Consider the following 17,820-nt stretch of genomic DNA (forward strand, 5'->3'; position numbering starts at 1 on the left):
CCTCCGGAAGTCCGGGACCGAAACGGGAGAAGCGCTGGCGCCGAGGGCACATTCACTTTAGCCCGGAACGGCGACCGAGCGCACGCGAGGGAGCCGCACGCCCGGAATGGTCGGTCGCGAGCGACGCGGAGGGCGGAATGCGGCGAGCGGTGCGAGCCGTATCGTACACACCGGCCAGCCGAGAGAGACTAATGCCAGCTCAATAAACCGCAGCTGCGTCGTTCTGTTAACTGCCGAATTCCGGCCAAAACAACGCTCAAGAAGAGTGGTACTGGAAGCGCTGCAACTGGAAAAGCGAGCGACCAGCGGATCGACATCCACTCCGCGGACACGGAGCGTCCGCTCGCTGGTGTCACGGCGACACCACGGCGGCACCTTGTGGGTCTGTGCGCTATTCGTTGGGCTCTACCGTGGCCCCGTCGACGGGGTACCACTGGTGGTCGTCCCACTGGAACCGCACGGACTGTGCCGTCAGCCTGACGTCGGTGTTCGTCGCCTGTTCGAGCAGCGTCCGCGACGCGACGAGGTCGGCGTCGCACTCAAAGCCACGAGGACCCTCGATACTGAGTCTCAGAAACCCCCATCAACAATGAGTACACCATCCATTAGGACGTCACCGATGGACAAACAGGCGTTTAAGCGACCACCAAACCAATAGCTGTATTGAACAACGGCATAGATATGCGCCGCCGTACTATCCTCGCGTCGACCGGTGGACTCCTCACGGGCGGCCTGGCTGGCTGTCTGGCTAGCCCGGGCAGTGGAACCGATGCTCAGGGAGAGCAAACGCCGGCGACTGACGATTCCATCCCTGCGGGTACGTGGCCCCAGATCGGCTACGACGCCCGGAACACACGTCACACACCGCAGGCGCGTGGCCCCCGTGACGATGGGACGATTGCGTGGGAGCAGCTCGGCGATCGGCCGGTGTATCCACCGGTCGTTGCCGACGCTCTCTATCTTACCGAGGCGTGGACTGGTGGCACAGCGTTCGCGCTGGCGCCGGATGACGGGGCAGAGCAATGGTCAAACAGCGACCTCCCACCGATACGCTGGGCTCCGGCACTTCACGAGAACCGACTGCTCGTCATTACCCGCACGGAGGAAAACGTCGTTCGGCTCCACGCGCTGGATATCACGACTGGTGAGCAGGAGTGGGTTCAAGAGGACGGAATCACCGCATCAAGCGGAAAACGACCACCGATCAGCCCGACTGTCCGGGATGATACAGTCTATATTGGATCAAATCGAGGCATTATCGCGTGCGATGCGACGACAGGGGACGTCGAGTGGACGGCCACACTCGGCCCACACGTCGTCGAGACCAAGGACGGGCCAACGTGGCGGACTGACTGGGCGCAGCCAGCGGTGACCGCTGAGCGGGCGGTCACGTTCGATATGAACGAGAGCTACCGAGCGACCCGAGAAGTGTATGCAGTGGACACCCGGTCCGGTGACCAGGAGTGGACGGCCGAATTAGAGGTTGGTGCCGACTGGACGCTCAAAGGACACGTCGTCGCCGGCGATGAGCGCGTCTACGTATCCGCCTTGAAACCCCACGTCGCGCCCCTTGATGATGACTCGGAGTGGGCAGGGGCGGAGCGGTTGTTCGCTCTTGAGGCCACTTCGGGTGAGGTCGTATGGGACTGGGAACTCCCGAAGAAGACGCTTAGCCCGCCGGCATACGCGGACGGGACGCTGTACGTGGGCGAGTGGTATCCTGATGCCGACACTGGACGGTTGCACGCCCTTGACGTGAGCGACGGGGGCAACAGATGGACCTACGAGACCGAAAAGGGAGCTGTCCTATCGCCAACTGTCGCAGAGGAGACAGTCTATATCAGTCAGGGCGAGGAGCTTGCAGCCGTCGCCCGGGCGGACGGGACACGTCGCTGGCGACTGGAGATCGGTGAGCGGACTGGCCCACCGGTTGTCGTCGGGGAGGCGACATATATTCAGACGAACCCGGGGCATAATTACCAGAGCCGACTGCTCGCGGTTCGTGAACCGTAATGTAATGTCCAAACTGCTCACCGGAAGGCGGAATGCGGCGCGCGGGGCGGGCCGTGACGGACACGGCAAACTAGGGGACCCCCGGCGACCAGAGATCCCTCCGGAGTGACCTCCCTCGCCCCATTTCTGAAACGACGCCCTCCACAGGCGGACACAACGGAGCCTGGCCCTGAAACCGAGAGCGTCATCCACGAGAAACGCTCGTACGACATTCACGGGTCCGGTGGGATCCGGCGGAGGGCTCCCACGGAGTCGTCGCACTAAGCGCTGCGTCGAAACGAGGTCGGGCCAGCGATCGCCGCGAAAGCGCACAACATCTGGCGGGCCGCACGCCAGAGCCCGCACCAGGCGCAGGGATTGCGCGTAACGCGTCGCGAGAATTCACTGGTGACGCTGGTGGTCGGCTAGCCGGTCTCTGAGCGCCCGAATCCCGTGCCGCTCGGCCCGCAGGCCCGCCTCGAGATACCGGACCGCGCGTCGCAAGTGCTCGTCCGAGGTGCCGAAAGACGGAAGCGGCGGCGTGTACGGCAGCACGGCGTCGAGAATGGCTCCGTTCGACAGCGGCGGCTCGTCGTAGAGTTGGTCTACCAACGGCCCGACGCGGCGGTCGATTTCCGGTTCCGGAATTGAGTCGGTCCACTCGCCGTTCCCGCTGCAGGCGTTCGCCTCGTAGGCGTCGATCGCGTCGGCAGGATATCCCAGGAACTGTCCGACTGCTCGGGGGCGATTCATCCAGTTGTCCGCGCGCTTCTCGGGTGATTCGGAGACCGGGTCAGGGAGCCGCTCGAATCGTTCGGCGGTTACGGCAATGTAGTAGGCTGCACGCAGCGTCGAGCCGTTCCCTGTCGACGAGCGGGGAAAGCGAACCGAGAACGGCAGGCCACATTCGCGGAGTAACTGCCCTATGAACTCCCCGCGGGCGAACTCCTCCGGCCGGGTTCGTAGGTCGGCGACACCGCGTTGAGAGACGAGTTCCCGGGTCGAAACCAGTCGGCACGCCGGGCGTTCACCCAGCAACACCAGGGCGAACTGCCAGCGGCGCACCGGGCCGAACAGGTCGGTAGGCGGATCGTGGAGGGCTTGCGCGACAACCCGGCGCTGGTCGCGGTTCAGTTTCTCGATAGGGGCGGCAGGCATATGCGGGCGAAGACAGGCCTCGCACTTGAGTGGGCCTGCTGTTGGTCCGGTACTGGACTCGCTCGCGCTGCCAGTTGGTCCGCTGACCGAGAGTTACGAATCGAAAAGTATCCCACGTGCGATCCACGTATTGCATCAAGGCCGGCGTGAGACGGTCTGGACGATCCGACGTTCGATCTCTCGGAGCCGCGAGAGACAGTCGAGCGTATCATCCAAGACCGGAAACGTCCACGACCGCGGGCCATAGAGATACTCCTGAAGCTGGATGCCTTCACGGGAGGGTCTCTCGTGGAGTTGCTGCTGGCGATCCTTGAGGAGGGCTTCACAATCGGCTTTCAGACGCTGCAAACGGCCCTCAGCACCCAGGACATCGTCAAAGGAGCGCTGGCTGAGCGGGGTCGTTGTGAGACGTTCGGTTGTGGCCGAGACGTCTCGCAAACGCTGACGAGCATCGGTGAGCGCATCGTGTTCGCGGTCGAGCGTCCGGCGAAAGGCCGCGCGGTCTTGCCGCGCAGCGTCACTTGCCTGGATGAGTGCCGCCTGCAGTTGTGGCGTGAGAACGTCGTTGCTCTCGACGATTCCGGCTAAGTCCGGACCGAACTCCGCGGCCATATGCTCCTCACGTGGTTCGTCGTACTCTTCCTCGTAATGGGCGACTGCCATTACGGTCTCACGGTAGGCGGCCCGAACGTCTTCGAGCGAGGCAGCGGTATCGGTCCTGGAGGGCTCGAAACACGCTCCGGTAGTGACAGGCGGCGACTCGATCGCTGTTGCCTCAAGCGCCGCGATGCGGGTGCTGAATTCCTTGAAGGCTGTTTGCTCTGCGGTGGTCCGCTCGCGTTCCTCCGTCACCGCCGACACGGCATCCGGAATGCGTGTCACACACGCCAGAACCGCAAGCGCCGAATCACGGCTGACCGCCGCTCCCGACACGGAGACAGACAGCGAGGGGACAGCCCAGAGTACCACGACTGTGAGCACCACCCGCTTGAGCCCCCCAGGCACGGCACGCCGTAGTGACGTCGACTGCTCGTCCGCACGCTGGCATTCATCTGTGGTATTCCTTAGCATATTTGGTAGTAGAACTAACGACGGTGCGCAGTAAGATAGTTCCGGAGGGTAGTCCATCCCTTGCAATGACGATTGGGTGACCTTCCGTCGATCGGTATCTCCACGTTCTGAACTACCACAAACTCAAGGCCCACAGCGGTGACCTGGTGTACGAAGCAAACGAATTGGAATCTCGCGCGATCGCGGGATGCCGAGCAACGGGAGAGCAAGTTCTCCCGAACTAACGGGCGGCTTGCCGCCCGTGAACGGCCGAGGACTTTACGGATGACAGTCACCAGTTGGCTTAGATTAGCCGCAGTGAGTCTCCGGGGTCGTCCCCAATGATATCCGCCAAGCCGTAGACTGTGATCGAGTCCGTGTACTCCTGTGCTCGAACTGCATTTTCGATCCCTGTCTTGGCTGGCTGGTCGTCAGTGAGCACAATAACACCCGTCGTCGAGCGATCTCTGACGTACTGAATGGCCAGCCCTGCCAAAATTCCATCCGTCTTTTCGACCTCGTGCTCAGCCTGGTCGGTTTCGCTCGCGATGGTTCGTCTGGCGATATCACTCGCGGCGACAGCGTCCCCATCGGTCGGTGATGGTGCATCGATGATTTCGGCCCAGCCTTCGTCAAGTGCCGTCCGGACGCGGTCCGTCTCTGGGCCACCGAGTTCACCGATCACACGCCGCGGGAGTTTGCAGACGACGCCAGCGTTCTGAACTGCACTTCGGAACCGCCGATATTGAGGATTCGAGGGACGGCCAATCGCGAAGAATATATTCGCGTCGACGAGGACGTCCTTGTCGGCAGAGAATGGAACGTCGGTACCCATCCGACGGACTCACCTGTCGGTGTCCGACGATCGTGTCGGGGCGTTTTCCACGGTATCGAGATTCGGGAGGTCCATCTCGTCGTGTACGTCCGGGAAAAGATACTCAAAGAACGGATCGTGTTCCCGGCCGACAGTCAGTGCGGGTTTGAGCGCGTAGATGATCATCATTGCCTCCGTCTCGCGCACGTCGATATCGCCGGCGACCATTCGCTGGGTGGTCTTCCCGGCGAAGTGGAGTCCGGCGCCGCGCAACGCGGCAATGAGCTTCCCGAGGCCGTACCGGTCCACGAAGTACTCGACGTCCTCATCGATTTCCTGGAGGGCGAGGGCGTGGATGACGGTCGGTGTGATGACGATCGGGACGTACTGTTCGACGATGATGACCGGGTCGGCGGTCAGCTGCTGGGGGCGCGTCGAGTCATCGCGGTCGACGAGACCGAGGTCGACCAGCCGATCGACGTACTCGTAGGTAGTCGATTTCGAGAGATCGAGCGCCTCCATAATTTCGGGAGGAGCGACCGGGCCCCAGTAGCAGATGTAGACGTAAACGCGGGCCAGTGCTGGGCGGTTGAGCAGTTCCACGACTGTTTCGAGTCGGGGCGCGTTCTCGGCCAGCGTCTCCGGTTCGAGCGTTTCTTCGTTTAGTACGTCGATTGGTGGCGGGTTCAGCGTGCCGATTCCACCATCCGGACGAATGTGATCGCGATCAGGAGTCATAGCAATTAGTTCGAAGTCTGTGTACTTCACACTATCGGTGTGGCGAGTGATACGCTGTTTATCTGATTCGAACGGTCGCCGAGAAACCACTCAATGGACTCTACCGAGTTGAACGGCTACTCGACGACGTGTGATTCGAGATCGCGCGTCCAGTACGTCGCGGGCCCGTCAGGACTACATCGCTCGCAAAGTTGCAGCGGCCCCTTGAGATGCCCCAGTTCGATCCGAACTCGCGTCAGTGCGGCGAGCGTGTCGACGACCAGCCCACAGCCGTCACAGGCGACGTGATCGCGCTCGTCGGGATCCGGCCGCGTCTGAATCGCGCAGTCGACGCAAATCGGGTGGGTGACCCGTTCGTCCTGGCCCCAGGTGTGGGCCTCGCCAGTCTCAGTACCGGGCGGGGCGTCGCAGAACGCACAGCCGACGAGGGTTTGCTGCATCACTCGCCCTCCGCGTCGGCGTCGCGGCCAGCCGTCCAGCCACGGTGGAAGACGGCCAGCTGCGTCGATGAGTCAAACGCGGTACCGCTCGGCTCGTGAACCAGAACTTGGTCTTCAGGAACCGGAGTGACGACGGCCGCGTCGACGAGGTCGCTGACCAGGCGCTGGGCCGTCGTGTCGTCGATGTCCGCCGTGTCGACGCTGATGGCGTCGCGGTCCTGGGCGAGTTGTTCCTTCTCGAACCGTTCGTAGTCGCGACTCGTGTCGTCGTGCGGATCGGGACCAGGCATAGTGAGTCACGCAGCGCACGCTGTTGCGCGCTGCACGCCTCCTGGCGCAGATAAACAGTCAGGGCCGACAGTATCAGTTCGGTCGCGGGTCTCGATAGCCGATGACGGCGACGTCGTCGATGAACAGGACGCCCTTTATGAAGTCGAGCTTGGTCAGACTGTGCTGGTAGAGGTTATGCCGCCCGAGATAGTTCACCGGCACCACCAGACAGCCGAACTCGATCTTCGGCCGGCCGTCCTTCTGGGTGCGGTACCCCTTCTGGAACTTGAGGAGGTCGTCGCTGACGTTCTTCCGCTCGCTCTTCTCAACCTCGATGGCGATGCGGGCGTCGGCGTCGTAGAGGTCGACGCTGTAGTTAAACCCCTGGTGCGACCAGAGCTTACAGTTTGGGTTGTAGCCGCCGGCGGCGTCCCCTTCGTACTCGTACTGCGAGAGCCCGTCGGCGATCGCGGCATCGAACCCACCGACCTCCGTGTGCTTCGTCGAGCCGTCGAAGACGCTGGCCGGGACGGCCTCGACGGCCGACCGAATCGACACCAGCGCATCGTCCGGAAACGCCTCGGACGAAGTTTGGGTGCGGCGCGCGCTCAGTTTGGTGACCTCCTCGACGACGACCATACTCGCTCTCGAGGAGTAGCGGCCCGATAAAACCCGTCGCGACCGCCGTTCGTGCGGGCCGGCCGCTAGGGTTCACTCACTCGAGGAGTCGGGCGGTGGGTGGAGGCAAGGGAGTGATCCGGTCTCAGCGTTAACCAACACTGTGTCGGTATCGGTTCGGAATGTTGGTTAAGTCTAGCTGCTACGGCGTTCGGAGCTCTCGAACTGGCTTCACGACGAAGGTGTCTGGCTCGCTGGTTGCTCCTTCACCTAATCGCTCCGCCGACGTCGAAGGCGACTGCGTGAGCTGGGTGATGAGCTCGTCGCGAACAGTTCGTCGAGAGACGGTGGTCTCGTGCCAGCCCTGCCGGTCGTCGAAGTGCCGTTTCTGGAACTGCTCGCCGACGTCGTCGTCGGCGACGTACTGCGTCCGTGTCGACCACCCGACCTGCCTGGAGATGAAGACGGCCCCCACGGTCTCGTGGGTGAGTTCGACGAGAGCACACTCCACGAGGGCGACGACCGACGCGTGATCCCGGTCGGTTGGGACCGCCATCTCGAGGTCCGCCCACGGGGCCTGACTGTCGGGGTTGGTTTCTGCGTGATGCGCTGCTCGTGTCTTGCTGCGTCGTTCCGAAGCCATCGTCTATCGGGGGCGCGTGACGCGCCCCGCCACCCCCTCGCGGGGGCAACAGACACCACCGAAACGCACCCCGTCATCCTATGCGCTAATTCTGACACTTCTGTAGTTCCGCTACCCCTGTGATGGCCCCTCGGCCGGAGAGAGCCAGCGGCGTTTGCACCGGTGTACCCTAGTCTTTCTTTGGACGATCCTCGAAGGTACAGACGAACCGATACCGAGCGCAAATCGATCGAGAGCCCCGTCGCGCATATCTCCGACCGTTACAATGTCCTTGACGAAACGACGATCGGGACGAGAGAGCGAAAATGTGCGTGACGGGCTGATGAAACCCCCTGAAAACTGCTGATTTGAGTAACCTTGGGAGCATAAGCAGACCGGGATGGGTGGCACGGAGAGACAGCTCATTCTCTGTTGCACTCCGGATTCGACTCAATCCTGTCGAAATAGTGCTGTAGACAGTCTGAAGAGTGCGTGACGGATTCAAATCTCTCCACTTCTGTACTCGTGCTAGATGTATTGTAATTCTGGTAGGTAACAGGACTCAGAATTCGCTAGCCGCTGACTTCGTCTCATCCAGTTGGTCGTACATCTCGTCTGGGAAGGGAAGACTACCCCAGATTGAGTAGGGGCACTGGTCTTGGCCGATGCAGTAGCGCTGCAGATCGTCGTTGTCGCAGTTCATCGGCAATGGGGTGTCACCATCGATCGTGTTCGAGAACTCATAGCGAACCTGGTACTCGGTCTCCTGCTCGTCGTACCACGGCCACCGAGAGAAGACGTCCTTGAGATCCGCGACGATTTCGTCGAGGCTGCTGTCCTGGTATTGCGGGAGCCACATCACCATCCGCACGAAATTATAGAGGTCCTTCCGAACGGGCTTCTTTTCGTGGAGCCGCTCCTCCATATTGGCCATACAGGGAAGTTCGAACAGGTCCTCAATTGACTCCACGCTGAGTGATGTACTCCCACGTGAAGCGTCTCGAATCCGATACTGATTCGTGGTTTCCCGCTGTCGAATGGTAAGATTCCGGTGGTCGCGCTGGGATGCGAGGAGGTTCCCGAGGCTGCGGGGACTCGAGATCCGATTACACAGATCCTGCTTCCAGCTGACCTCCGGATCGTACGCATCGACCGCAGCATACAGTGCCTTCGCGGAGTGGAACTCTCCGAGGGCTGCGGTCTCGTCGGGCGCGTCTCGAATCGCGTCCCGTAGCACACGGATGGTCCGCTCTCCGGCATCCCAGTCGCGCCAGATCCGTTCGTGGTGGCCCGTCTCAATGAAGCGGTCGATGCGCTCTGTGATCGCCGACTCATTCGTCGTCAACCACGTGAGCTGCTCCTCCGAGAGATTCTCTTCTTGGACGTGGAGCAGCCGCTTGAACGCACGTCTGGCATACTCGCGATACTTCTTATCGAAGTCGCCGACCGGCACGTAGAGCCGGTTGTTTTTGACGCGAGTGAGTAGCTCTCCCGTGTCTCCTGTGTCGGTGTCAGCGTAGACGAGACAATCTCGTGACGCCGCTGCCATTGGAATTTCGAGGTACAATCCGTCACCGAACTCTGGCATTTCTGTGATGCCGGTACAGACCCGACCGGGATGCGGTCCGTCCGCGCCGGCGTCTTTCGCGTAGAGTACCTCTGCGACATCCTGTTGGAGCTTCCCGTCACTGAACTCTCGAAGAAGTGAGGCGAGGTTGTTGACGTACAGCTCGCGGATATCGTAGAGGACCTGTATTTTCCGCGGTGGGACATCCTCGAATTTCGGATGAGCTTTGACGCAGATCGCGCTCAGTGTCGCCAGCACAGCGAGTGTTCCGGGCTCATCGACGAACGGCTCCTCTGTGGCGCTGGTTCTGACGTCCTCTTTAAACGCGGCCGTCCCGAATCGTTCGAGATCGGTCAACAGGTCTTCGGGCTGATCCTCGCCGTTGACGACGTACCGATTGTAGCCCCGCGTGAACAGCTGGTTGATGCGCGTCGTTCCGTATTCGAGCGGGAGCGTCGCAACACGATAGGCAGTGCGCTCGTCTTCAACGGGCGTCGACTGGCTCACGAGTGGATCACCGCCGGCGTGGCGGAGTGAATATCGAAATTCGGGCTCTCGATCGGCGTGACGATCCGACACACATCGGTATGCAACGAGTATGGTAATCGGGCGACTCGGCGACGGTCGGCCGTCACGACCGGGTCGATGGGGATCCCGTAGGTCTCTTGAAGGAGGTCGTTCAGTACCTCCCGACTCTTGGCGTCGTATCGATGCGCAGCATCGGTATCGAGGAGATAGACGTGGACTCCCTGGCCGCTGTACACCACCATCGTCTCCTCGGCGTTGAAATCGTCCTCAAAGATGTCTCGCACCTCGAACCCGTACTCGATAGCACGGTCGATATCCGCGAAGGCATACGGATACCCGGCTGGATCCGCACCGAGAATTCCTGCCGCCTCAAGTAACGCCTCGGTATCTTGTGCAGTCCCCTCATCCGATACAGCTTGGGCTGCTCGTTCTTGGGCAATCGTTTTCGCATCGATATCGACGAGCAACACCCACGGCCGTTCCCAGTGATTGAGGGCGTAGTAGACCGCATCGGGACGGGGGTCTGACTTGTCAAGCAGATCGGGATCGGCGAGTGCGAACTCACTCCGACCGAGCGGGTCGTTCCGTGCCGGATGGCGAATGAACTCAAGGACATCGGTGAATTCCTGAAATGCCGGTGTGGTACGATCCCCTGACGCGGTCGTCTGCCAGGTATCCCGCCGGATGAAATCTTTATCTGGGACACCGTCTTTCCGAACTGGATGCGGCTCTTGAAACGCGAGTGCATACTGCTTCGGCCCCTGCGCCGTAATGAACGGTGGTAGCTGGTCGACGTACTCGGGGAACTCGTCGGCGTAGTAGCTGTAGATCTCCTCGCGAGTTGCTCGTCGCCAGCTCATACGTTGTTGAATTCCTGATCCAGTTTGTTGAAGCTCCGAATCGTCGTCATACCAGCCGCATCGAGTGCTTCGACTGCCTCCCGAATATCTGAGAAGCGACGGGCTGCACGCCCGCTCACGCTGTGGTCGATTCGATCTGCCTCAGCAAGTCGATCAAGTACGTCGACGGCTGTCTCGCGCCTGTTGAACGCCCAGACTGCCTTCGCATCTACCTGGCTCAACTTATCGTAGTCCTCGATCGGAGCGTGTTTATTGTTACTCGGCAGTTCTACTTCGCCGGCCCAGACGAGAGTTCCCTCCTCATCGAGGGCGGCCACATCAAACACTGTCTCGTCATCGTATTCGTAGTAGGGTTTGACCTGCGCGACAGTATCCTGTGTTTCCAACCATAGCTCGAGCAGCTTGACTCCGACCTTGTGTGGAGTTTTCTCGCCGATGTCTCCCTGTCCGGGCCCGACCTTGAGTTTCTGGCCGAGCAGCTCACGGCCCGCTGGGAGGACGGTGTAGTACTTCCGGCTACAGGCGCGCCCCTCTTCCAACAGGTTCTGATCGATCAGCCGCTGGATATCAAGATTATCAAAATCATCCTTGAACAGACTCATCTTATTCAGGAGTGTGTAGCTCGATGCGTCCCTGTTCATCACATTGAGCACCCGAGACAGGAATCGAACGTCGTTATAGGTGAGTCCGCGTCGTCTGAGTTCGTCATCGGGGACGGTCACGCCACCGGCTTGGACTGGCGCCGGACTGCTGTCATCGGGGGCTGTCGTCGCTTCATTCGCGTTTGACTGGTCTGGCTCCGACAGGTCCGCATTTCCAAACCCCGAGGCGGCGGTGTCCGTCTCTACTGCTCTGTCTTCGGTTTCATCTTCATCGTCGTCCGCGGCTTCATCACTTGTCGCCTCCTTGATAAATGACGATCCGGTCAAATCATCACCGCTAGCCGACTCGGTAGCCGACGCTTCGTCGTTTGGACGACTTCCCCACCCATCGTCCTCTGCTGTCGCTGTCGTCTCCGTGGTACTACTAAGCCCGTACTGAGCCTGAGTTCGCTCCATCATCCGTGGTCGGGACACGGACTCGAAATGGTCTTCCTGTGGCTCTGTGAGCGGCTGATCGCTTTCTGGATGCCCCGGCGCAATCGGGAGCGGCTTCAGTGAAAACGGGGCCGGACCAGTTTTACCGAACGACGGGTTCGGGAGCTGTACGATCCACTCGCCGCTCGGGAGCCTGTTGATCCGGTTGCGGAGTTCGGTCGGACTGAGATCTTCGTGGGCAAGCGACTCCGCGAGATCACGGTCGATCGAGATGTTGCCGATGAGCTTCGTCTTGATGTTGTTCAGCACCTCGTCGTACGCCCGCTCGTTCCGGTTCCGCACCTGTTCGGGGAACTGCATCACGAGCCCCATACTCAGGCCGAACGACCGACCCTGCGGCAGGAGCTGCTCGGAGACGAGTTTCGTTGATGCGACCGGGGCCGCTTCCTCGATGATGAGGTTCGTGAGCTTCTCGTAGTCGGTCTGGCCGTCGCGCCGGCGCACTTGCACGGCATCCCAGAGGTTGCTCAACAGCAGGAGTGTGAGAGCTCGCTGGGCCTCCGGGCGGATATCTCCAAGGTCGAACAGAATCGTGACATCCCTATCGAGGAACTTGCGGAAGTCGAAGTGGTTGTCGACGTCTTCGTCGGCGCCGTTCTGCTCGGGAGTGTGGCTGAAGATTCGCCGGAGACGGGTATCTTCGGTGATCTGGGCGAGACGGTTCCCGACGGCGCCCATCGATGACTGGAACTGATTTTTGTCCTTCGCGAAGTGGCGACTCAGCGCTTCCTCGATGTGCTGGTTATCAGCTGAAACGGGCGGGAGTGTTTTTTCGCGCTGCATCCGGAGCGCAGCGGCGAAGAGATCGTCGATCCCGAATACATCACTTCCGTACTCCTCGTCGAACAGCGCCATAATCAGGTAGCTGAGGATCTCGTTCGCAACGAATGCTCGACCGTACTCCTCCCGGCCGATGAACATCTGGAGGATGTCGTGGAAGTGGTTGACCTTGTCCTGAATCGCGTCCTCGCGGTTGCGTCCCGCCTCCAGGGCGGGGCGAATGTCAAAGAAGGAGAACGCGGGGATGATATCCGGAACGCGGAAGTGGTAGACGTCTTCCAGGCCTTCAAACCGCTCATAGTGGCAGCGCAGATAGTTATCGCACATCCCGTCGCCCTTCGGGTCGACAAGGACGACGGGGCCACCAGTCGTCTCCCGGAGCGAGAGCGCGTCGTTGATGATCGCCTTCGACTTCCCACCGCCAGTCGACGCAAATCGGCCGTAGTGCGTCGTCAACAGATCCGGCGGGATCCGGATTGGGTCCGATCGTGGTTCACCGTTCTCGTCGAGGGCGTGGCCGATGGCCATCCCCTCCTGGAATTGCTGAATCAGATCCGGGTTCGGCGACGGCAGGGGGTTCCGACTCTGCTGTTCAGCTCGGGTTCCCCGTGTCCCCTCGACCGTCAACTGTTCGGAGGACGGGACGAGAACGAAGTTCGCGAGCTCCGTTCCACAGAGGACCAGCTCGGGGCGGGTCTTCCCCCGGCCTGTCGTCAGATCGCGGTTGAGGAGACGCTGTAGGGCGGTCTGTGCCTTCTTCTCCTTCGTTTTCTCACGGAAGCCGCTGTCTCGGAGGCGTTGCCCCTCAACCTCGTAGAACGGTCCATCAAGCGGGTCGAACACGGGGAGGAGCGAGTCCATCCGAGCATCGAGATCGTCGCGAGTGTCGTCGGTAGGGATGCCGACCGCACGGATATGGGCCGTGAACGACCGTTTGGCGTTCTTCGCGTCGATGTACTCGATTCGTTTCTCGACGGACTCGCTGAGCTGTCGGTCGTCTTGATCGCTCCGCTGATCCTCGACCTCAAGTAACGGCCCGAAGAGCTTCTGGAACCACGTGTCCCGGCCGTCGACAAGGTCCTGTTTCCGCATCTCCGCGTCGGACTGCCAACTGGTCCGTCGTTGGAAGACGACTTGGAACGCGGTCGGTGCTGTCGCTTCCATCAGGTGGTCGACAAGCGATGAGAGCGCTGCGCCCGGTTCGTCAACGGACGAGAGGTTGCCGTTCGTTTCCTCTGCCGTGAACGGCCTTAGCGAGGTCATCCAGTCCTGCTTCCGCGACGCGGAGCCAGACCACCGGACACCGAGCGGCGAGACAGCGTCTTGTGCTGGGCGAGCCAGAATCGTTCCCCCCGGTGTCATCGTCGGCTTCTCGATGGCCCGTCGCTCCTCTTCGTCGTCCGGAAGCGCATCGGGCGGCGCGAGTTCGAGGGCCGAGTTCCCGACAGTAACGTGATGATCAGGGACTGACGTGGATGCCGTACCGCCGTCGACAACGGGGTTCGCTTCGGCCGACTCGGAGTCAGTTGATTCCTCGTCGGCGATGTCGTACTGTTCTGCCGGCCCAAACTCGTACTGCAGCCGCCCAGTCTCGTAGTGGTTGACGAATTCCTCCGGTGTAAATTCGACTGGTTGAATGAGCCGGGCGGCAACGTCGACGTCGACGCGCTCGATGTCGAAGGTGGCCGGATAGATGGAGCGGAGGCGTTTCTTGAGCGTATCGAGGTGTGAATCGGCCCCATAGAAGAACTCGACCGGCTCATCCGGGCCATCGCTTACGGCGAGGAACTCGAATCGCGGTGGCGTCTCACTATGGAGCGGGTTCAGCTTCGCCCCGAGGCTCGACGAACTGGGCGTGGTCAGTTTGTGGAGGCTGTCGAGAACTCGCGGGATACTTTCCGGATCGAGTCGCTCGGACGTCGGCGTGACGCGTAGGTATTCAGTCATTGTCCGGCACCTCATTGTTGGTTGCTTCTGTCGTCCCGCCGTCTGGCTCGGCTTCGACGGCGTCTGATTCGTCGTTCGGTTCGATCGTCCCGTTCGTTATTCGCTGCTCGAGCTCTTCCTGGAACTCCTCCATCTCGGTATCGACGGCGTCGTCGCCGGCACCGGGCAATGAGGACCGAACTTGGGAAGTCGGATCGAAGTCGATGACCTGCTTCTCTTTGGGCATCGCTTTGACCTGGATGCCGCGCCACTCGCCGTCGACGCCCACCAGGGCCTCGGAGAAGCCGGCATCCTCGTTGCCCGGCACAGCGTCCTGAACGAACCGCATCTGCGCGTAGTTCAGCCCGAACTCGTCGGCCCACTCCTCGTCCATCCCATCGAGGCGGTGGAACTGCTTGACTGCACACTGATCGAGGATTGCCTCGCTCTCGGCGTGCTCAAAGAACTCGTCGACGGTCTGGGTGACCAGCCGAATCGAGAGGTCGTGGTGCCGGTGGTGGCGGAACACCGTTTCGAGGAACGCCAGGCTCGCGGCGTCCTGCATGATGTACCGCGCCTCGTCGATGTAGAACACGACCTCCTTGTCCGAGACTTTCGCGCGCTCGTAGACCAGCGAGATGAGGAGCTGCATCGTCAGTGCCGTGCTGCTGTCGACGCTGCCCTCCTGCTGGGCGAGGTCGAGGTAGATCACCTTCTCGTCGCGGATATCGAAGTCGGATTCTTGGCCGAGGTTGGCGTGGCGACCGCCGTCCTCGAAGGGGCGGAGCTGATCGAGCAGCCACGTCGCATCCTCCTTGATCTTCCTCGCTTCCTCGTCGGATCGGACGACGAACTCCTCGGGGTCGTCGACCATCTCTTCGAAGACGTCCATCATATCTTGAATCGTCGGGCTCGGGTTGCTATGCGTGGAGATGTCGTCGGTGATGCCGTTTCGCTTGTACGCCCGCTTGAGCCCGAGTTCCAGCGTCGTCCGGCGGTCGCCCAGCGAGATACCGCGGAGCGCGAAGAAGTTCGTCAGGAAGCTCATCGCGTCGTCGAGCTTCTCATTGAACGGACTCGCGTCCTCACCCATCGCGCGCTGGACGTGCTCGGGCGTCTCCCGAATCTCCAAGGGGTTCAGCCCGAGCGTCCCACCGACGGTGATCCGCTTGGCGTCCAGGGCTTCCGAGACACCGGCCCAGTTGTTCAGCGGCTCGAGGATGATGCCGATACGGTCCTTGCTCTGCTCGATGGAGCGGATGAAGTTCTGCTTCGAACTGAACGACTTCCCCGAGCCGGTGTCGCCGACGGTGAACATCGCGTAGCCGTTATCCCGCGCGAACGGGTCGATGACGAGCGGGCTCTGGTTGTCCTTGTGGATGCCGAACTCGACGCCGCCTTCCTCGAGGATCGTTGCGTTGTGCGGCGAAGACAGTAACGCACCGACGGCGCCGCCGAGCGCAATCGACGTCCGCCCGAACTCGTTGTCGCCGATGGGCGCGGCGGACTGGAGGGCGAGATCCTGGCGACAGATCGCCGTCTTCGGCGTGAGGTTCGCCGGATCGTCGCGGAGCGCGCTCTTGACCGTCTGGACAGCGTCTCTGAGCTCGTCTTTCTCGTCGGCCCGGACGGTGATGAACATCCCCTGGTCGAAGACGTTTGCGCCGTTCTCGACGGCCTTGTACGTCGCTGCGGCCTCGTTGGCGCGCTCTTGGAGATAGGCGCTTCGGATACTCTGTTCGAGGTCAGCATCGACCTGGAGGTCGTCAGCGATGTCTTGCAGTTCGTTCCGGGCCCGCTCCTGATTTTTCGGCGTGATGTGGGCCGTCAGATCGAACTGGACATCGGTCATCTCGAAGAGGTCGCTCAGATACCCGTCGTTGGGATAGTCGGCATAGTTAGCGATATACAGTGTCGTCGTCCACTGCTCGCCGACCCGTGCGGCTCGCGTTTCCCACTCGACAGCTCCGGGCGCGGTGACGGTCTTGTGCGACTCGGAGATGTCGTCGAGGAGCTTGCGTTCGGCCTCGCCTTCTTCGAGTGTCTCCTCGTCGAGGACATCGGTGAAGTCCACGTCTGGTTCATCATCCGCAGTGAAGCGATCCCAGAGGTACTTACTGCCGACGCCAAGGCCGAGACCCGCTGCAAGGGCAAGCACTGCACTCTCTGCTGGCGTCAAATTCTGGAGCCACCCGGCGACGGAGCCAAGCGCACCACCACCGGTCTGGAGGATCACATTACGCATCGTGTGGGTCCTCCCGGCGCGAGTGGCCGATGATCGATTGGTCGCGAACGACACGTTCTGCCTCGTCGTAGTCGTGTTCACGGCCGTTCCAGAAGTCCATATTCAGGACGAACAGCTCGACCGTGCTGAGTCGACGTGCGGACCACCCTGACGCCTGCTGGATGAACTCGGATCGCACATCGTTGACGCGACTGTCGAGCTTCTCGAACATCTGCGCACGACGTTCGACGTCGGTGAGGTCCTCACGGCGGGTCACGAACGGGTTGAACAGGAACCCGATGACCGGGAACTGGGTCAGCTTCTCGGCGGGGGTGCCCTCGTCGCGGAAGCGGTCGTACACTTCTATCGGGCTGACTTCAACGCCGATGTAGTACCGGACCTGCTGAATACCCCGTTCACGCATCTCCTTCGGCCGTGTTTCCCGATATTCTTCGAGAAGTTCCCGGAGAATCGGGTTCTCCGTGACGTCTTCGTCAGTGAGTCGATCTTCGATGGTTTCGGTGATCTGCTCGACCGGGAAGGAACGGGTTGTGGCGTGGAGTTTGAGCTTCGAGTCCAGTTCTTTGTTGGCGAACTCTTCGCCAGCATCCTGGAGCTGTGCCCAGTCGTCGGACATCGCGAAGTCCATATTTGCCGGATCGATCTCGATGAATGCCTCCATCGCGCCGTCTTCACGCTGGATGGCACCAGCGCCCGGCCACGCTCGCTTGATGTTCGTGAGGTCCTGTGTCCGCTCGTCCGGCTTGAACGGCGTGTAGTTCGCGAGTCCGCCTTCGTTCCGCTCTGACTCGTTGGTACTCGTGTCGGCGTCGGCGGGCGCACTGAACGTGACCTGAGGCCGTTTGAGGTACCGATAGACGTCTTTGGTCCACGTCCAGGCGTTCTGGTGGGTTGGTGAGACGTAGATGACGGCGACGCCAAAGCCAAGCCCGCCAGCAACGAACGGGAGGGCCAGTGATTCGATCCCGGTGAGCCCTGCGATAAACAGCCCAATAATGGGGAAGGCGATGAGCATGCCGACATCTCCTTCCTCGATATTGAGATACGGGATGCGACTCTCCTCGCCGAACTGATCCATAATGCGCCGTGCGGCCGCGTCTTGATCTGCTGACATT

At 61.2% G+C, this 17,820-nt stretch carries 14 protein-coding genes; 1 reads left to right on the forward strand and 13 read right to left on the reverse strand.

What is annotated here, in order from left to right; genetic code table 11:
- Positions 1-681: 681 nt before the first annotated feature.
- Entirely contained in the window at positions 682-2,013 is a 1,332-nt protein-coding gene (locus tag ACQUQ0_RS12690) for a PQQ-binding-like beta-propeller repeat protein (protein WP_435185660.1), read from the forward strand.
- A gap of 381 nt (positions 2,014-2,394) precedes the next feature.
- Here ACQUQ0_RS12690 and ACQUQ0_RS12695 read toward each other — a convergent pair whose 3' ends face one another.
- The 13 genes from ACQUQ0_RS12695 to ACQUQ0_RS12755 all read right to left on the reverse strand — a co-directional run bounded on the left by ACQUQ0_RS12695 (position 2,395) and on the right by ACQUQ0_RS12755 (position 17,819).
- Positions 2,395-3,150, reverse strand: coding sequence for a hypothetical protein (locus ACQUQ0_RS12695; RefSeq protein ID WP_435185535.1), 756 nt, complete (start codon positions 3,148-3,150; stop codon positions 2,395-2,397).
- Between the two features lie 135 nt (positions 3,151-3,285).
- Positions 3,286-4,134, reverse strand: a complete 849-nt coding sequence (locus tag ACQUQ0_RS12700; RefSeq protein ID WP_435185536.1) for a DUF7260 family protein — start codon at positions 4,132-4,134, stop codon at positions 3,286-3,288.
- A 370-nt stretch (positions 4,135-4,504) separates the two neighbouring features.
- Positions 4,505-5,035 (reverse strand): hypothetical protein, encoded by a 531-nt coding sequence (locus ACQUQ0_RS12705; protein WP_435185538.1) that lies wholly within the window; start codon positions 5,033-5,035, stop codon positions 4,505-4,507.
- A 9-nt stretch (positions 5,036-5,044) separates the two neighbouring features.
- Positions 5,045-5,752: a DUF7437 domain-containing protein gene (locus ACQUQ0_RS12710; RefSeq protein WP_435185539.1), complete on the reverse strand. Its 708-nt coding sequence runs from the start codon at positions 5,750-5,752 to the stop codon at positions 5,045-5,047.
- A gap of 116 nt (positions 5,753-5,868) precedes the next feature.
- Positions 5,869-6,192, reverse strand: a complete 324-nt coding sequence (locus ACQUQ0_RS12715) for a DUF7558 family protein (RefSeq protein ID WP_435185541.1) — start codon at positions 6,190-6,192, stop codon at positions 5,869-5,871.
- A complete protein-coding gene (locus ACQUQ0_RS12720; RefSeq protein ID WP_435185543.1) occupies positions 6,192-6,482 on the reverse strand; it encodes a hypothetical protein in 291 nt (96 codons plus the stop codon). Before ACQUQ0_RS12720 ends, ACQUQ0_RS12715 begins: the two co-directional genes overlap by 1 nt.
- 73 nt (positions 6,483-6,555) lie before the next feature.
- Positions 6,556-7,101, reverse strand: coding sequence for a hypothetical protein (locus ACQUQ0_RS12725; protein ID WP_435185545.1), 546 nt, complete (start codon positions 7,099-7,101; stop codon positions 6,556-6,558).
- Positions 7,102-7,282: 181 nt separating this feature from the next.
- Positions 7,283-7,723 carry a hypothetical protein gene (locus ACQUQ0_RS12730; protein WP_435185547.1) on the reverse strand — a complete coding sequence of 147 codons (441 nt, stop codon included), beginning with the start codon at positions 7,721-7,723 and terminating at the stop codon, positions 7,283-7,285.
- A gap of 541 nt (positions 7,724-8,264) precedes the next feature.
- Positions 8,265-9,776 (reverse strand): primase-associated protein, encoded by a 1,512-nt coding sequence (locus ACQUQ0_RS12735; RefSeq protein ID WP_435185548.1) that lies wholly within the window; start codon positions 9,774-9,776, stop codon positions 8,265-8,267.
- Positions 9,773-10,657 (reverse strand): DNA primase, encoded by an 885-nt coding sequence (locus ACQUQ0_RS12740; protein WP_435185549.1) that lies wholly within the window; start codon positions 10,655-10,657, stop codon positions 9,773-9,775. The genes ACQUQ0_RS12735 and ACQUQ0_RS12740 overlap by 4 nt, the downstream gene beginning before the upstream one ends.
- Positions 10,654-14,481, reverse strand: coding sequence for an ATP-binding protein (locus ACQUQ0_RS12745; RefSeq protein ID WP_435185550.1), 3,828 nt, complete (start codon positions 14,479-14,481; stop codon positions 10,654-10,656). Before ACQUQ0_RS12745 ends, ACQUQ0_RS12740 begins: the two co-directional genes overlap by 4 nt.
- Positions 14,474-16,705: a VirB4 family type IV secretion system protein gene (locus ACQUQ0_RS12750; RefSeq protein WP_435185551.1), complete on the reverse strand. Its 2,232-nt coding sequence runs from the start codon at positions 16,703-16,705 to the stop codon at positions 14,474-14,476. The genes ACQUQ0_RS12745 and ACQUQ0_RS12750 overlap by 8 nt, the downstream gene beginning before the upstream one ends.
- Positions 16,698-17,819 (reverse strand): hypothetical protein, encoded by a 1,122-nt coding sequence (locus ACQUQ0_RS12755; protein ID WP_435185553.1) that lies wholly within the window; start codon positions 17,817-17,819, stop codon positions 16,698-16,700. Before ACQUQ0_RS12755 ends, ACQUQ0_RS12750 begins: the two co-directional genes overlap by 8 nt.
- Position 17,820 lies beyond the last annotated feature (1 nt).

It is taken from the genome of Halobellus sp. EA9 (genome assembly GCF_051195055.1).
Classification (GTDB): domain Archaea; phylum Halobacteriota; class Halobacteria; order Halobacteriales; family Haloferacaceae; genus Haloquadratum; species Haloquadratum rubicundus.

Coding starts and splice junctions, on each gene's coding strand:
- ACQUQ0_RS12745 (WP_435185550.1), bottom strand. CDS start 14,481: ATGACTGAATACCTACGCGTCACGCCGACGTCCGAGCGACTCGATCCG.
- ACQUQ0_RS12710 (WP_435185539.1), bottom strand. CDS start 5,752: ATGACTCCTGATCGCGATCACATTCGTCCGGATGGTGGAATCGGCACG.
- ACQUQ0_RS12730 (WP_435185547.1), bottom strand. CDS start 7,723: ATGGCTTCGGAACGACGCAGCAAGACACGAGCAGCGCATCACGCAGAA.
- ACQUQ0_RS12720 (WP_435185543.1), bottom strand. CDS start 6,482: ATGCCTGGTCCCGATCCGCACGACGACACGAGTCGCGACTACGAACGG.
- ACQUQ0_RS12755 (WP_435185553.1), bottom strand. CDS start 17,819: ATGTCAGCAGATCAAGACGCGGCCGCACGGCGCATTATGGATCAGTTC.
- ACQUQ0_RS12725 (WP_435185545.1), bottom strand. CDS start 7,101: ATGGTCGTCGTCGAGGAGGTCACCAAACTGAGCGCGCGCCGCACCCAA.
- ACQUQ0_RS12750 (WP_435185551.1), bottom strand. CDS start 16,705: ATGCGTAATGTGATCCTCCAGACCGGTGGTGGTGCGCTTGGCTCCGTC.
- ACQUQ0_RS12740 (WP_435185549.1), bottom strand. CDS start 10,657: ATGAGCTGGCGACGAGCAACTCGCGAGGAGATCTACAGCTACTACGCC.
- ACQUQ0_RS12690 (WP_435185660.1), top strand. CDS start 682: ATGCGCCGCCGTACTATCCTCGCGTCGACCGGTGGACTCCTCACGGGC.
- ACQUQ0_RS12715 (WP_435185541.1), bottom strand. CDS start 6,192: ATGCAGCAAACCCTCGTCGGCTGTGCGTTCTGCGACGCCCCGCCCGGT.
- ACQUQ0_RS12695 (WP_435185535.1), bottom strand. CDS start 3,150: ATGCCTGCCGCCCCTATCGAGAAACTGAACCGCGACCAGCGCCGGGTT.
- ACQUQ0_RS12705 (WP_435185538.1), bottom strand. CDS start 5,035: ATGGGTACCGACGTTCCATTCTCTGCCGACAAGGACGTCCTCGTCGAC.